The 14,064-nt window shown below is 70.9% G+C and carries 15 protein-coding genes and 1 tRNA gene; 8 read left to right on the top strand and 8 right to left on the bottom strand.

The features are described 5' to 3' along the window. From QOL99_RS08900 to QOL99_RS08920, 5 genes are all read left to right on the top strand, one after another. Positions 1-313: PEGA domain-containing protein (locus QOL99_RS08900; protein ID WP_285523115.1), on the top strand; the 313-nt coding region annotated here is incomplete at its 5' end. A gap of 346 nt (positions 314-659) precedes the next feature. Then, positions 660-2,195 carry a glutamine-hydrolyzing GMP synthase gene (gene guaA, locus QOL99_RS08905; protein ID WP_285523117.1) on the top strand — a complete coding sequence of 512 codons (1,536 nt, stop codon included), beginning with the start codon at positions 660-662 and terminating at the stop codon, positions 2,193-2,195. Positions 2,196-2,297: 102 nt separating this feature from the next. Next, positions 2,298-2,759 carry a hypothetical protein gene (locus tag QOL99_RS08910; RefSeq protein ID WP_285523119.1) on the top strand — a complete coding sequence of 154 codons (462 nt, stop codon included), beginning with the start codon at positions 2,298-2,300 and terminating at the stop codon, positions 2,757-2,759. Continuing rightward, positions 2,759-3,196, top strand: coding sequence for a hypothetical protein (locus QOL99_RS08915; protein WP_285523120.1), 438 nt, complete (start codon positions 2,759-2,761; stop codon positions 3,194-3,196). The genes QOL99_RS08910 and QOL99_RS08915 overlap by 1 nt, the downstream gene beginning before the upstream one ends. After that, entirely contained in the window at positions 3,196-3,405 is a 210-nt protein-coding gene (locus tag QOL99_RS08920; protein ID WP_285523121.1) for a helix-turn-helix domain-containing protein, read from the top strand. Before QOL99_RS08915 ends, QOL99_RS08920 begins: the two co-directional genes overlap by 1 nt. Positions 3,406-3,414: 9 nt before the next feature. Here QOL99_RS08920 and QOL99_RS08925 read toward each other — a convergent pair whose 3' ends face one another. The 6 genes from QOL99_RS08925 to prfA all read right to left on the bottom strand — a co-directional run bounded on the left by QOL99_RS08925 (position 3,415) and on the right by prfA (position 9,003). Then, entirely contained in the window at positions 3,415-3,789 is a 375-nt protein-coding gene (locus QOL99_RS08925; protein WP_285523123.1) for a hypothetical protein, read from the bottom strand. Between the two features lie 117 nt (positions 3,790-3,906). Further along, positions 3,907-5,703 (bottom strand): DEAD/DEAH box helicase, encoded by a 1,797-nt coding sequence (locus QOL99_RS08930; protein ID WP_285523124.1) that lies wholly within the window; start codon positions 5,701-5,703, stop codon positions 3,907-3,909. A gap of 198 nt (positions 5,704-5,901) precedes the next feature. Continuing rightward, positions 5,902-6,879: an RluA family pseudouridine synthase gene (locus QOL99_RS08935; RefSeq protein WP_285523136.1), complete on the bottom strand. Its 978-nt coding sequence runs from the start codon at positions 6,877-6,879 to the stop codon at positions 5,902-5,904. Between the two features lie 12 nt (positions 6,880-6,891). Continuing rightward, on the bottom strand, positions 6,892-7,410 hold the full coding sequence (locus tag QOL99_RS08940) for an AAA family ATPase (protein ID WP_285523125.1): 519 nt from the start codon (positions 7,408-7,410) through the stop codon (positions 6,892-6,894). After that, positions 7,407-7,907 (bottom strand): NUDIX hydrolase, encoded by a 501-nt coding sequence (locus QOL99_RS08945; protein ID WP_285523126.1) that lies wholly within the window; start codon positions 7,905-7,907, stop codon positions 7,407-7,409. The genes QOL99_RS08940 and QOL99_RS08945 overlap by 4 nt, the downstream gene beginning before the upstream one ends. Beyond that, the gene (gene prfA, locus QOL99_RS08950) at positions 7,894-9,003 is read right to left on the bottom strand and encodes a peptide chain release factor 1 (RefSeq protein WP_285523128.1); all 1,110 of its coding nucleotides are present in this window, start codon (positions 9,001-9,003) and stop codon (positions 7,894-7,896) included. The genes QOL99_RS08945 and prfA overlap by 14 nt, the downstream gene beginning before the upstream one ends. Positions 9,004-9,131: 128 nt before the next feature. Here prfA and QOL99_RS08955 point away from each other — a divergent pair, with 128 nt between their 5' ends. Beyond that, positions 9,132-10,124, top strand: a complete 993-nt coding sequence (locus QOL99_RS08955; protein WP_285523130.1) for a homoserine dehydrogenase — start codon at positions 9,132-9,134, stop codon at positions 10,122-10,124. A gap of 50 nt (positions 10,125-10,174) precedes the next feature. Here the strand turns inward: QOL99_RS08955 and QOL99_RS08960 are convergent. Next, positions 10,175-10,249 (bottom strand) — tRNA-Ala (locus QOL99_RS08960). Between the two features lie 62 nt (positions 10,250-10,311). On the opposite strand from QOL99_RS08960, the gene QOL99_RS08965 reads away from it, so the two are divergent. Both QOL99_RS08965 and QOL99_RS08970 read left to right on the top strand, forming a co-directional pair. Further along, on the top strand, positions 10,312-11,622 hold the full coding sequence (locus QOL99_RS08965; RefSeq protein ID WP_285523131.1) for a CCA tRNA nucleotidyltransferase: 1,311 nt from the start codon (positions 10,312-10,314) through the stop codon (positions 11,620-11,622). Between the two features lie 40 nt (positions 11,623-11,662). Further along, positions 11,663-13,129, top strand: a complete 1,467-nt coding sequence (locus QOL99_RS08970; RefSeq protein WP_285523132.1) for a glycoside hydrolase family 13 protein — start codon at positions 11,663-11,665, stop codon at positions 13,127-13,129. On the opposite strand, the gene QOL99_RS08975 is transcribed toward QOL99_RS08970, so the two are convergent. Beyond that, positions 13,060-13,812 (bottom strand): ABC transporter permease subunit, encoded by a 753-nt coding sequence (locus QOL99_RS08975; protein ID WP_285523134.1) that lies wholly within the window; start codon positions 13,810-13,812, stop codon positions 13,060-13,062. The two genes, QOL99_RS08970 and QOL99_RS08975, sit on opposite strands and share 70 nt — an antisense overlap. Positions 13,813-14,064: the final 252 nt, after the last annotated feature.

Below are 14,064 nucleotides of genomic sequence, written 5' to 3' on the forward strand. Positions count from 1 at the left end.
GCTGCTGTCGCGCTCCGGCAGCGGGGCGGACGCGGCGACCTCGACCGGGGCGGCGGATTCCGCGCCCGCCTGCTGCACCCTCACCTTCGCCGTGCAGGGCGAGGCCCCCGGTCCGGTGCGCCTCAGCGTGGTGCGGGCGCCGACCGGAGCGAACCTGAAGGCGGGCCACGAGGTCGGCACCGCTCCCGGCGCCGTGACCCTGCCCACCCCCGGAGAGTACGTCCTGCGGGTGGCCGCCGACGGCTACGCTCCCGCCCAGGTCACCGTGACGGCCCCCAGCGCGGTGCCGGTGACGGTCGACCTCGCGCCCTAGAGCATTTGCCATAAGAAGGCGGTGGGTTTCCGCATTCGTTGGCCGAGCGGACTTGCAAAGCTGCGCAGCAGAGCGAGCGAATTGAAGAAGAGCATTGGGCATTCGGGGAGGCACCTGGGGCGCCCTTCCCCGGGGGCCGTCATTCTGTCCAATGCTCTAGGGCTGAGGGGCCGCGAGCGGCAGGACGGCGTGGCTGGACACCGCTTCCCCGCCCCAGCGGGCGCTGTGCCACAATCACGCCCGTGAGCCTCGTCATTCTGGACTTCGNGAGGGGCCGCGAGCGGCAGGACGGCGTGGCTGGACACCGCTTCCCCGCCCCAGCGGGCGCTGTGCCACAATCACGCCCGTGAGCCTCGTCATTCTGGACTTCGGCAGCCAGTTCACCCGACTGATCGCGCGGCGCCTGCGCGAGTTGGGCACCTACAGCGTGATCCTGCCGGGCACGGCCAGCCTGGAGCGCATCGCGCAGGAAAACCCCCAGGGGATCGTGCTGTCGGGCGGCCCCAGCAGCGTCTACGACCCCGCAGCGCCGCGCCCCGCGCCCGGCGTGCTGGAACTGGACGTGCCCGTGCTGGGGCTGTGCTACGGCATGCAGTTTCTCGCGCAGGAGGCGGGCGGCGAGGTCGCGCGGGCGGGCAAACACGAGTACGGCAAGGCCGACCTGACCCGCTACGGCGGGCAACTCTTCGCCGGAATCCAGGGCGAGTTCGTCGCCTGGATGAGCCACGCCGACTCGGTGACCCGGCTGCCGGAAGGCTACGAGGTGGTGGCCGAGACCGCCGACACCCCCGTCGCCGCCATCGAGAACCCGCTTACCCGGCGCTACGGGGTGCAGTTTCACCCGGAGGTCGTCCACACGCCCAAGGGTGGGCAACTGCTCGCCAACTTTCTGGACATCTGCGGGGTGGCCCGCGATTGGAACGCCGAGCACATCATCGACGACCTGATCGGGGGCGTGCGGGCGCAGGTGGGCGAGGAGGGCCGGGTGCTGCTCGCCATCAGCGGTGGGGTGGATTCCTCCACGCTGGGGCTGCTGCTCGCGCGGGCGGTCGGGGAGCGCCTCACCGCCGTCTTTATCGACCACGGGCTGCTGCGCCTCGGCGAACGCGAACAGGTGGAGGCCGCGCTGAGGCCGCTGGGCGTCAACCTCGTGACCGTGGACGCCCGCGCCGAGTTCATGGGGGCGCTGGCGGGCGTCTCCGACCCCGAGGAGAAGCGCAAGATCATCGGCCGCGAGTTCATCCGGGCCTTCGAGCGCGAGGCCCGCGAGTACGGCCCCTTCGACTTTCTGGCGCAGGGCACCCTCTACCCCGACGTGATCGAGTCGGCGGGGGGCGGGCACGGGGACAAGTCGGGCGCGGCCAACATCAAGAGCCACCACAACGTGGGCGGCCTGCCCGACGACCTCGCCTTCCAGCTCGTCGAGCCGTTCCGCACGCTGTTCAAGGACGAGGTGCGCGAGATAGCGAAGTTGCTGGGCCTCCCCGACCACATCCGCATGCGCCACCCCTTCCCCGGCCCCGGCCTCGCCATCCGCTGCCTGGGGGCGATCAGTGAGGAGAAGCTCGACATCCTGCGGCGGGTGGACGACATCTTCATCTCGGGGCTGCGCGAGTTCGGCCTCTATGACGGCTGCTCGCAGGCGCTCGCGGTGCTGACCCCCATCCAGTCGGTCGGCGTGATGGGCGACGGGCGCACCTACTCCTACACGGCGGCGCTGCGGGCCGTGACCACCGACGACTTCATGACGGCGGAGTGGGCGCGGCTGCCCTACGACTTCCTGGCGACCATGAGTAGCCGCATCGTGAACCAGGTCCACGAGGTCAATCGCGTGGTGTACGACATCACCGGGAAGCCCCCCGCGACGATCGAGTGGGAGTGAAGCCCGGACCCGCTTGACAGCCCTCGCCCTGGCCTGCATATTGAGAAACGATAATATCGCTTCTCGATAAACTCGTGCTGGGAGGTCTCTATGCGGCTGTCTGTGCTTCTTCGTCTGCTGGGATCGGGAGTGGGACTGGCCTGGGGGCTGGCGTGGCTGGGGGCCGCGTTTGCGGGACTGTTGGTGCTGCTGGCGCTTTTCAACACTCCGGGAGCAGGGGTGGGGGTGATGCTGGTGGGCCTGCTGCTGAGCCTGATGTTCGCCCAGGGGCTGGGGCATCTGCGGGCGGCGCTGCATCAGGCAGGCGTGGCCGGACCGCTTGACGGCGAAGTGGCCGAACAGGTGCGCCAGGGCGGACAGTGGCTGCTGCTCGCGGGGGTCGCTGCACTGCTGCTCCTGCTGATGCTGCCGTGGCTCGGCCTGGACGCAGTAGCAACCCTCTGGACACCCTCTTCCCTGCTATCCACGCTGCTGGGACTCGCCCTCCCCCTCCTGCTGATGGGGCTGAGTGGGTGGCTGGACGAGGGCCGACGCCTGCGCGACCGCGCCCGCGAGGTGGTGTGATGAAAGGTGATGTGATGGCAGCGTCGGCGTTGCGGTGGTTGGAATGGCTGTGTCTGGCTGCGCCCCTGGCCGTGGCCCTGGGGACGGCGCTCGCGTGGCAGTCCGGGGCCGAGCTGGACTGGCGCAGTGAGGCCGGGTCGGTCGCCCTGACGCTCCCGGCCCTGGCGCTGCTGTGGTGGGCGGCGCGGGCGAGGAGCCTGCCCGACACGGCCCGTGCCCTGACCTGGGCGGGCTGGGTGCTGGTGGGACAGGCGTTGCTCTCACTGCTGTGGGGCCTGCTGGAGCCGGAACGCCCGTCCGTGCCTGCCGCAACGCTGGCCCTGGTCGGAGGCGTGGGCACAGTGCTCGCCCTCCTCCCCGGCCTGGGCCTCCTCGCCCTCGCCGCCGTGCTGCGCGAGGTGAATATCCTCATTCAAGACGACGCACTGACCGTCTGATGCCCATCGAAATACGGCTCGACGAGCGGCTGCGCGAGCGCGGCATGACCCTCTCCGAACTCTCCGAGCGGGTGGGCATCACCCTCGCCAACCTCAGCATCCTGAAGACGGGTAAGGCGCGGGCGGTGCGCTTCAGCACGCTGGAGGCGATCTGCGAGGTGCTGGAGTGTCAGCCGGGCGACCTGCTGGTGTACAGGCGCGAGACGTGAAGGTAAAAGTCAGACCGGGCGCCGGAGTCCGGCCATGATCCGGCCGTAGCCCAGCGACATCAAGGCCCATAACAGCACCTGTAGGGTGAGGCGCACAGGCGTCACGGGTTCATTCACCAGACTGGTTCCAAGAACCATCGTGGCCGTGGGGAGGCCCCAGCCAGCCCCGATGAGGAGGGTCCTCTCACGCAGGGGACGCTGGGGTGTGGCCCGTTTCATCAGCCGGCCACTGAGAACGCCGAATATCCCTGCCAGCACTGGAATCCCCCAGAACCACAGCGGCACCGCCTCCACCTTCCAGTCCACCTGCCACAGGCCGAGGACCACCGTGATCAGGGCGAGAGCGAAAAAGGCTGCCAGGAAGGCGAAAGGCGAACGCTTCATCCCTCGAGGCTAGACCGTGGGGCGGCAGGACAAGGTGCCCTGCGGCCTGCTCGACAAGACAACGTCATGACAAAACCCCCCGCCCATCACAGGCAGGGGGTTGCTCTTGGGTCTGGCTCAGCGCCCGGCAGGCACGAACTCGCGGTCGGCGAAGTCCTCGCGGCGGGCCTCGCCACGGTCGCCGCCCCGGGTATCCCGGTCCCAGCGGCCCTGACCGCCGCCCCGGTTGCCGCCGCCCTGATAGCCGCCGCGTCCACCGCCCTGGCCCTGGTAGCCGCCGCCGCGTCCGCCACGCGAGCCGCCCTCGTCGCGGTCGCGGTAGCCCCGGCCGCCGCTGTAGTTGCCCCCCTGACGGCCCTCGCGGGCAGGGGCCTCGAACAGCTCGGGCAGCTCCTGAGCGACCTCGATCTGCACCTCGCCTTCCAGCGGGGAAGCGGCGATCAGCTTGGCGATGAACTCGCTGGGCACGTCCGCGACGGTGCCGCCGCGCCACTGCCGGACCTTGCCCAGACGGCGGGTGTCGAGGTCGCTGCCCCGCGCCAGCAGTGCCACCGTGCGCGGCACGCTGAGGCGCTCGCCGTGCAGGACGACGGTGGTCAGGCCTTCTTCCCCGCTCAGCAGGCTGGCGGCCTTGGCAGGCTCGGTCACGCCACTGATCTTGGCCAGCGCCCGGGCCAGCGCTTCCAGGCCCAACTCACTGAACAGGCGCTCGGCTTCGGCCTGGAAGGTCCCGGCGACGCCCGAGTCCACCCGGCGCACCATCTCGGCGCTCGCGCGGGCACTGGCCTCCTGCACCTCGCGGGGGGTGGGCAGCGGCCGCTCGCGGAACTGCACGCCCGTGCGGTACTCGAGGTTGCGCATCTCGCGGTTGTCACGGTCGCCGTACATCACGATGGCGGTGCCGGTACGTCCCGCGCGGCCGGTGCGGCCCGAGCGGTGAATGTAGCTCTCGTGGTCCTGGGGCAGGTGGTACTGCACCACCAGGTCGACCTCGGGGATGTCGAGGCCACGCGCGGCCACGTCGGTCGCCACCAGCACGCCCACGCGCCCGGAGCGGAAGGCCCCCAGCGCCCGCTCGCGCTGCGTCTGGGCGAGGTCGCCGTGCAGCGCCTCGGCCTCCAGCCCACGGTGGATCAGCTCGTTGGCCAGCTCGTCGGCCTCGCGCTTGGTGCGGGTAAAGACGATGGCCTTCTCGGGGTTGTAGACGGTCAGCAGGTCGGCCAGCACGCGGGTGCGGGTGCGGCCCACCTTGACCTTGAGGTGCTCGACGGTCTGGGCGGCCTGGCTCTTGCCCTCGCCCACCATGTCCACGATCACCGGCTCACGCAGGTACTTGCGCGACAGGCGGCGGATGTCGTCGTTCAGCGTGGCGCTGAACAGCAGCGTCTGGCGCTCGTCGGGCGTCTTTTGCAGGATCGTCTCGATGGCGTCGGCAAAGCCCACGCTGAGCATCTCGTCGGCCTCGTCGAGCACCGCGTACTGCACGGCCGCGAGGTCGAGGTTGCCGCGCTCGAGGTGGTCGATCAGTCGGCCGGGGGTGCCCACGACCACGTCGACGCCCCGGCGCAGGGCATTTTCCTGCGGGCTATAGGCCGCGCCGCCGTACACGGTGACGGTGGTGAGGCCCACGCCGCTCTTGGAGAACTCGTCGGCGACCTGCTTGGCGAGTTCGCGCGTCGGGGCCACCACGATGGCGCGGGGCGCCCGGGCACGCTCCCGGCTGGGTTCGAGGTTCTGGATGATGGGCAGCGCGTAGGCCAGCGTCTTGCCGGTGCCGGTGCGGGCGCGGCCGATCAGGTCCTTGCCGTTCAGGGCCAGAGGCAGGGCCTCGACCTGGATGGGGGTGGCTTCGGTGATGCCGCGCTCGGCGAGACGCGCCGCGAGTTCGGGCGCGATCAGTTGATCAAAGTTCATTTGTAGTCCTTTCGGGAAAGTGCCCCTGAGAACTACAAACGCCTTCAACCCTGAAAGCTCGTCCTGGTGGGGGTCCTCTCCAGCCGCCAGTGGTATCCTGGTCGGCGCACGAAAAGAAAGTGTACACGGTACGCCGTGAGAATGCAAGCGGGGAGTGAGCGGCGGCGGGAGGTCGGGGCGCGGCCTACTGGGGCAGCTTTACTGGGGCGACTGGGGCGCTTCCTCCAACGCTGCCGGAATGCTTCCCCCCAGCGCCACCCATGCCGAGAGCAGGTCGTCGGGGACAGGCGCGTGGAGGTGGAGCGCCCGGCCGGTCGCGGGGTGGGGCAGGGTCAGGAAGTGGGCGTGCAGGGCGTGGCGGGGCATCACGGCACTCTCGCGGCCGTACACCGCGTCCCCCAGAATCGGGCTGCCGAGGTGCGCGAGGTGGACGCGAATCTGGTGGGTGCGGCCCGTGCGCGGCTGGGCCCGCACCAGCGCGAGCGTGCGCCCGTGCCCGTCCGGGTGCGCCTCCAGCGGGGTGAAGCGGGTCTGCGCCTCTCGGGGGTTGGCCCCGCCCACCGTCATGCGCTGCCGGGCGGTGGGGTGGCGGCCGATGGGCGCATCCACGTGCACCGGCCCCTCTGCCCGCCACGCTCCAGCGGCAATCGCCAGGTACGTCTTGCGGGTGTCACGGTCCTTGAAGGCTCCTGCCAGCCGGGCGTGGGCCTCCACCGTCTTGGCGACCACGATCACGCCGCTGGTGTCCCGGTCCAGCCGGTGCACGATGCCGGGGCGGTAGCCGTCCGGTCCCTCGGCGCCGGGCTGCTGGGGCAGGGTCAGGCGGCCCAGCAGGGCATTGACCAGCGTGCCCGTGGTCACGCCGGGCGCGGGGTGGGTCACCATGCCGGGCGGCTTGTTCACGGCGATCAGGTGCTCGTCCTCGTACAGCACGTCGAGGGGGACCTGTTCGGGAGCGACGGTCGCGTCGGGGGGCGGGGGCGGCCGCACGGTCAGGGCCTCGCCGCCCCTGAGTTTCAGGCTGGCCTTGGTCGCGGGCAGGCCCGCCACCGCCACATGTCCGCCCGCGATCCACCCGGCGACCTGCGAGCGGCTGACCCCGGTCAGGTCGGCGAGCACCGCGTCGAGGCGGCCCGGCGCGGCGGTGAGGTGCAGGGGCTCGGTCACGCGGGGCAGTGTAAATCCTGCTCAACCTTCGCGGGCCGTCGCCAGGGCTTCCAGCGCGTCGGCCAGCGCCGCGACTGACAGGCGACCCGAATCCAGTTCCAGATCGGCCCCGGCCCGCAGCAGGGGCTCCACCGTCTCCAGGTGGTGAAGGATCAGCGCCCGTTCCCCGGGAGTCTGCCCGTAGGGGTTGTCGGTGCGGGCCTGAACACGGGCCAGCAACACGTCAGCGGGGGCGCTGAGGAGAACCACCCGGTCGAAGCCCCCGTACAAGGCGCCCTGGTTGGACTTGCAGCCGCATACGAACAGCGGCCGGGCTTCCTCAGCGAGCAAGTCGCGCATGGGCGCCTCTCGCCACACCCAGTCAGGCTGCCCCTCGGCGTCGGTCGTCCACTCCGACCACCCGTCCGTGTCGGTGTCCACGGCCCGGAAGCCGCGCCGGGCGAGTTCGCGGATCACCGACGACTTGCCGGTGCCCGACATGCCCGTGATCAGGACGCGCCCCGGCAGGGGGTCGCCCCACACGCCCGGCCCGGCGCTCACCGCGAGGACTCGGCCTTGAGGGGCGGCACCCGCAGCCCGCCGCGCCCGTCCCAGCCCTTGAAGGCGTAGAAGCGGCCCGGCTCGCCCGTGCGGAGGTAGTCCAGCAGCGGCTCGCGCATGGGCGGGGATTCCAGCAGGTCCATCGCCTCGTCGGGGGTGCAGAAGCGGGCCTCCACGATGAAGCCGTCGGGGTCGGCGGGATTGAGCAGCCCCTCCCAGGTGGCCTCGAACGCGACCGCGATGGCCCGCTCGCCCCGGCGTTCGTCCTCGATATGGACCGTGTAGACCATGTGCTTGATCCCGGTGAGCTTCAGGCCCGTCTCCTCCACGATCTCGCGGTAGAGGGCTTCCAGCAGCGTCTCGCCGGGTTCGACCACGCCGCCGGGCAGGGTGTGGCGCACCCGACCCAGGCCCTGCCAGTCGTTGCCGACGAGCAGCACCCGCCCGAAGCGGTCGCGCAGCACCCCGGCGGCGACGAGCAGGTCACGCCGCGCCATCGGGGGCCTCCGCGAGGTCGAGCAGCTGCCGCTCGCGCTCCTGCCGGGCGAGGGCCGCCACGACCGGGGCCAGCCCCCCCGCGACCACGCTGTCGAGGGCGAAATTCTTGACCTCCCCCTCCAGGCGGTGGTCGGTGACGCGGTTTTGCGGGTAGTTGTAGGTGCGGATCTTCTCGGAGCGTTCGCCCGTGCCCACCTGCGCGGCGCGGGTCTGGCGCTCCTCGGCCTCGCGGGCAGCCCGTTCGCGCTCGGCGAGGCGGGCGGCGAGCACTTGCAGCGCCTTCTCGCGGTTCTTGATCTGCGAGCGGCCGTCCTGACAGACCACCATGATCTCGTCGGGCGTCCCGGCGCGGTACACCGCCCGCACCGCCGAGTCGGTGGTGTTCACGCCCTGCCCGCCCGCCCCCTGCGAGCGGAACACGTCGATGCGGACCTCCGAGAGGTCGAGGTGAACCTCGCTGGCCTCGACCTGCGGGAGCACCGCCACCGTCACGGTGCTGGTATGGATGCGGCCCTGCGACTCGGTGGCGGGGACGCGCTGCACGCGGTGGACGCCACGCTCCCACTTGAGGGCGCGAAAGGCGAACTCCCCGGTGACCTCCGCGACCACCCGGCTCGCCCCGCCGAGGTCGCTCTCGGAGGCCTCCAGCACGTTCAACTTCAGGCCCGCGCCCTCGGCGTAGCGGGTGTACATCCGCAAGAGGTCCACCGCGAAGAGGCCCGCCTCCGCACCCCCGGCCCCGGCCCGCAGCTCCAGGATCACGTCGCGGGCGTCGTCGGGGTCGGTGGGGAGCAGCAGGACCTCCAGCTCGGCGTCCAGCTCGGTCAGCCGTGCCGAGAGGCTCTCGACCTCCCCGGCGGCGAGTTCGCGCAGTTCGGGATCGGCCAGCAGCTCGCGGGCCTGGGCGAGCGCCCCGACCACCTCCGCCCGCTCGCGGTGCAGGGCCACGACCGGGGTCAGTTCGCGGTGGCGGCGGGTCAGGCGGGTGTACTCGGCGGGATTGGCCAGGACCGCCGGGTCGCCCATCGCCCGCTCGATATGGGAGAACTCGGCCGCCAGTTCCTCCAGGCGGCCTCCCTGGGCACCGCTTACCACGGCGGCCCGGCGGGGGTCGGAACAGGGGTAGACACAGGCTTCATGGGGTCAGTCTACTGTCCGCCCCCGCAGCCGACCGGAAGGCGGACACCAGGCCCCGCGCCTGGGGGGAACGCTACAGTCGGCCCATGCAATCGCGAGCGGGGGAATCGGAAGTGCGGCGAACGGTGACAGTGGGACTGCTGGGCTGCGGGACGGTGGGCCAGAACGTGCTGCGCTTGCTGGAGCGGCGGCGTGACATTTTCGCCAGCATGGGCGTGGAGGTCGAGGTCGCGGGCGTGCTGGTACGCGACCTGAACCGCGAGCGGGACGTGCCGCCGGGAACCCCACTGCGCGACGACCCCGCCTTCCTTCAGGAGTGCGCGGTCGTGATCGAGGCGCTGGGCGGCATCGAGGCGCCGCTGGCGCTGCTCGCGCCCTACCTCCGCAGCGGGCGGCCCGTGATCACCGCGAACAAGGCGCTGCTGGCCGAGCGCTGGGACGAGCTGCAGGGGCACGCCCTCGCCGGGCGGCTGTACTACGAGGCGGCGGTGATGGCCGGAACGCCCGTGATCGGCCCGATGAGTACGGTGCTGCGGGCGAGCACCTTCACCCGTCTCCAGGCCGTGCTGAACGGGACCTGCAACTACGTCCTCTCGCAGATGGAGGCCGGGAAGCCCTACGCCGAGGCCCTCGCGCAGGCGCAGGCCCTGGGCTATGCTGAGGACCCGCCCACACTGGATATTGGCGGCTTCGACACCGCCCACAAGCTGACCGTGCTGGCCCGCTTCTGCGCCCACGGGGACTTTCCGTATTCGGCGGTGGAGACCCAGGGCATCGAGGACGTGACGCTGGAGGACGTGCAGGAGGCGAAGGCGGCCGGGCAGCGCATCAAGCTGGTGGCCGAACTGCGCCCCGACGGGGACGGCTGGCACGCCCACGTCTCGCCCCAGCGCCTGCCAGTGACCCATCCCCTGTGCAACGAGGGCGCCAGCCGCAACGCGCTGGTCTACGAGGGCGAGGAATGCGGCCCGCTGATCTTCGCCGGGGGCGGGGCGGGCGGGATGGTCACCGCGTCGGCGATGGTGGGTGACCTGCTGGACTGGGTGATCGGGTTTCCGGGGCACGTGCCGCTGCACTGAGGGGCCGCGAAAGAACAGGACGCCGAGTCAAAACGGCGTCCTGTTCCTGGTGGTGGAGGCTAAGAGATTCGAACTCTTGACCCTCCGCTTGCAAAGCGGATGCTCTCCCGCTGAGCTAAGCCCCCTCAGCGCCGTTCAAGGTAGCAGAGTGCGCCCGCCAGGACAAGCGCCCGCTAGCATGGTCCCCATGGTTCGCCGCCGCCCACCCCTGCCCCCCTTTCCGCCCGGCGCCCTGCTGGTGGGAGGAGCTGTGCGCGACTGGCTGCGCAGCGTGGCGCCGGGGGACTTCGACTGGGTGGTCCCCGACCCTGCCGGGGCCGCCGGGACGCTCGCTGGGTCGGTGGGCGGCTCCGCCTTTGCGCTTGACCTGGAACGCAGCTACTGGCGGGTCCATGCCCCCGGCGGCGTGCAGCACGACTTCGTACCGCTGCCGGGCCACCTGGTGGACGACCTCTTGCGGCGCGACTTCACAGTGAATGCGCTGGCGCTGACCCCGGAGCGGCGGGTGATCGACCCCAGCGGCGGGCAGGCCGACCTGCGCTCCCGGCGGCTGCGGATGGTCTCGGAGGCGAACCTCCGCGCCGATCCCCTGCGGGCGTGGCGGGCGGTGCGTTTCGAGGTCACGCTGGGGTTCCGGCTGGAGAGAGGCACCGAGGCCGCCGTGCAGCGGGTGGCCGCTGACCTCGGCGCTGGGACGCTGCCCCTTCCCGCCGCCGAGCGCGTCCGGGACGAGCTGGAGGCCCTGCTCGGCCACCCGGACGCGGCGCGGGGCATCCTGCGGCTGGAGGACCTGGGGCTGCTGGCCCTGACCCTGCCCGAACTGCGTGAGGGGCTGGGGATGGTGCAGGGCGGCTTTCACCACCTCGACGTGTTTCACCACGGGGTCGAGGCGCTGCACCAGCTCCTGACCCGCTTTCCGGACGCTGACCTGCCGCTGCGCTGGGCGACCCTGTTGCACGACGTGGGCAAGCCGCGCACGCGGGGCACCAATCCGCGCTCGGGCCGCACCACCTTTTACGGGCACGACCGGGCAGGCGCCGAGCTGGCCCGCGAGATGCTGACGCGGCTGCGGCTGCCGTCGGCCACGGTGGACCGGGCGGGGGCGCTGGTGCGGGCGCACATGGCGCAGCTTCCCGCCAATGAGCGCGAGGCCCGGCGCTTCGTGCACCGCCGCCGCCCGCTGCTGCCGGAGTTGCTGCGGCTGATGCTGGCCGACCGCGAAGCCTCGCGCGGCCCTGACAGCCACCCGGCCATCCGGCACGCCTACGCCCGGGCGTTCGAGCGGGTGCTGGCCGCCCTGGAGGAACAGCCCCGGGCCCCCCGGCCCCTGCTGACGGGCGAAGCCGTGATGGGGCTGCTGCACCTCTCCCCCGGTCCCGCCGTCGGGGAGGCGCTGCGGGCGGTCGCGGAGGCGCAGGCGCTGGGCGAGGTGCAGACCCCGGAGGAGGCGCGGGCCTTCTTGCAGGCGCGGCGGGCCGAGGATTCCTCTCCCCGTTAGTCAGGCTCTGGTGAACGGTTTGCCTCTATGCTGGCCCGGCATGTCGCCGACCGAACTTTCCCCTGTCACCACGGAATGGCCCGTCACGCCCGAGTGGGTCGCGGACGCCGTCTTCTACCAGATCTTCCCCGACCGTTTCGCGCGCAGCGGGCGCGTCACGGGCCTGAACCTCCAGCCGTGGGGCAGCCCGCCCACGATCCACGGGTACATGGGCGGCGACCTGTGGGGCGTGGCCGAGCACCTCGATCACATTCAGAGCCTCGGCGTGAATGCGATCTACTTCTGCCCGGTGTTTCAGTCGGCGTCGAACCACCGCTACCACACCCACGACTACTTCCAGGTCGATCCCATGCTGGGCGGCAACGAGGCGCTGCGGCACCTGTTGGACGAGGCGCACGCGCGGGGCATCCGGGTGGTGCTGGACGGGGTGTTCAACCACGCCAGCCGGGGCTTTTTTCAGTTCAACGACCTGCTCGAACAGGGCGAGGCCAGCGCCTACCGCGACTGGTTCCATGTGGACGGCTGGCCGCTGCACGCCTACGACGAGGCGGGACCCGCCAACTATCAGGCCTGGTGGGGCATCCGGGCGCTGCCAAAGTTCAATACCGCGCACCCCGCCGTGCGCGAGTTCCTGCTCTCGGTCGCCGAGTTCTGGATCCGCTTCGGCGTGGACGGCTGGCGGCTCGACGTGCCCAACGAGATCGACGACGACGCCTTCTGGCGCGAGTTCCGGCGGCGGGTGAGGGCGGTCAACCCCGACGCCTACATCGTCGGGGAAATCTGGGGCGACGCGCACCGCTGGCTGCAAGGCGACCAGTTCGACGCCGTGATGAACTACCACTTCACCCGCCCCTGCCTGGGCCTGTTCGCGGCGCGGACCATCGACCACGCGCTGAACGAGGTCAGCGGCATGGGCCGGGTGGACGCGCTGGACGCCGCCGCCTTTGCCCGGCGCATCGGGGAGGTCACCCGGATGTACCACCCCGAGATCGTGCGGGCACAGCTCAACCTGCTCGACTCGCACGACACGGCCCGTTTTCTGACGGCGGCGGGCGGGGACGCCACAGCCTTCCGGCTCGCCAGCGTCTTCCAGATGACCTACGTCGGGGCGCCGTGCATCTATTACGGCGACGAGATCGGCCTCCCCGGCGGCCCCGACCCCGACTGCCGCCGCGCCTTTCCCTGGGAAGACAAGGAGAGCTGGGACCGCGAGACGCTGGAGCTGCTTCAGCGGCTCACAGCGGCCCGCCACGCCACCCCCGCCCTGCGCCGGGGCGAGCTACGTTTCACCCACGCGGAGGGCGAGGGCCTCGTCTACACCCGCGAACTGGGGGAACAGGCGGCCTACGTCGCCCTCAACACTGCGCAGGCGCAGGTCCGGCTGCCCCTGACCGGAGTGCGGCCCGGCATGTACCGCGACGCGCTGAGTGGCCGCACCTACGACCTCGGTGGAAACAGCGAGCTGGACGTTCCCGCACGGGGGGCGGTGGTGCTCATTCCGGCGTGAGCAGGAGCTTCCAGCACTGCCTCTTCCACACCAATGGAAGCTTTGCTCCGCGCTCCTCTCCGCCCTCTCCCCTTCCCGCTCAGCCCTTCACACCCCTGATGTAGAAGCGCATCAGGAAGGCGAACAGCAGCACCAGTGACACCGCCGCCAGCACGTAGGAAGGCATCAACGCCCCGTAGTTCGGCGTGACCGCCGTGGCCGCCCCGCCGCCCTGAAAGGCCACCAGCGCGACGGGCAGGGTGCGGTGCCGCTCTTCGAGCACCAGCGAGGGCAGCCAAGTACTCGTTCCACACCGGAATCAGCCGGATGATCGCCACGCTGACGAGTACGGGCAGGGTGGCCAGCAGCACGAGCCGGCGTGGCAGCGCGAGGTGCCCGGCCCCGTCGAGCCGCGTGGCCTCCAGCAGGTCGCGCGGAATCTCCCCGAATGCCGCCCGCATCACCAGGATGGCAAAGGGGTGCCCGGCGACGATGGTCGGCAGGATGATCGCGAGGTCATTGCTCGGGAGTGTGAGCGCCCGGATCCGCGCGGAGAGCGGAATCAGCGTCAGCAACTCGGGTGCCAGCAGCAGCGCGGAGGTCAGGCCAAACAGCAGGTGCCCCCCCGGAAAGTCCATCAGCGCGAAGGCGTAGACGCTGAGATTGGCGAACATCAGCGTCGCCAGCACGCTCGCCAGGATCACGATCAGCGAGGTCAGCAGCGGTCCCTGAATCTACGCCCGGGCCAGCGCGTAGAGCCTGGCCTCAAATAATATTGAGGTACTGTGACGACGGCCCAACTTCACCAAGCCAGGACTGACGAGCAGGCCACCGCGACAGCCAAGGCCTCGCTCCCAGTACTGCGGGCAGCTCGGCAATGCACCACAAGTGGAACAGATGCGTAGGAATCAACCTCAGTACCTGACAGGTTGAGGTTTTTGCTGTACAGGAGCGGG

The organism is Deinococcus rhizophilus, from assembly GCF_030271215.1.
GTDB lineage: Bacteria > Deinococcota > Deinococci > Deinococcales > Deinococcaceae > Deinococcus > Deinococcus rhizophilus.

Bases quoted from the DNA above. Each gene is read 5' to 3' on its own strand.
- QOL99_RS08915 (WP_285523120.1), top strand. From the start codon at position 2,759: ATGAAAGGTGATGTGATGGCAGCGTCGGCGTTGCGGTGGTTGGAATGG.
- QOL99_RS08920 (WP_285523121.1), top strand. From the start codon at position 3,196: ATGCCCATCGAAATACGGCTCGACGAGCGGCTGCGCGAGCGCGGCATG.
- QOL99_RS08925 (WP_285523123.1), bottom strand. From the start codon at position 3,789: ATGAAGCGTTCGCCTTTCGCCTTCCTGGCAGCCTTTTTCGCTCTCGCC.
- QOL99_RS08930 (WP_285523124.1), bottom strand. From the start codon at position 5,703: ATGAACTTTGATCAACTGATCGCGCCCGAACTCGCGGCGCGTCTCGCC.
- QOL99_RS08945 (WP_285523126.1), bottom strand. From the start codon at position 7,907: ATGGCGCGGCGTGACCTGCTCGTCGCCGCCGGGGTGCTGCGCGACCGC.
- QOL99_RS08955 (WP_285523130.1), top strand. From the start codon at position 9,132: ATGCAATCGCGAGCGGGGGAATCGGAAGTGCGGCGAACGGTGACAGTG.
- QOL99_RS08965 (WP_285523131.1), top strand. From the start codon at position 10,312: ATGGTTCGCCGCCGCCCACCCCTGCCCCCCTTTCCGCCCGGCGCCCTG.
- QOL99_RS08970 (WP_285523132.1), top strand. From the start codon at position 11,663: ATGTCGCCGACCGAACTTTCCCCTGTCACCACGGAATGGCCCGTCACG.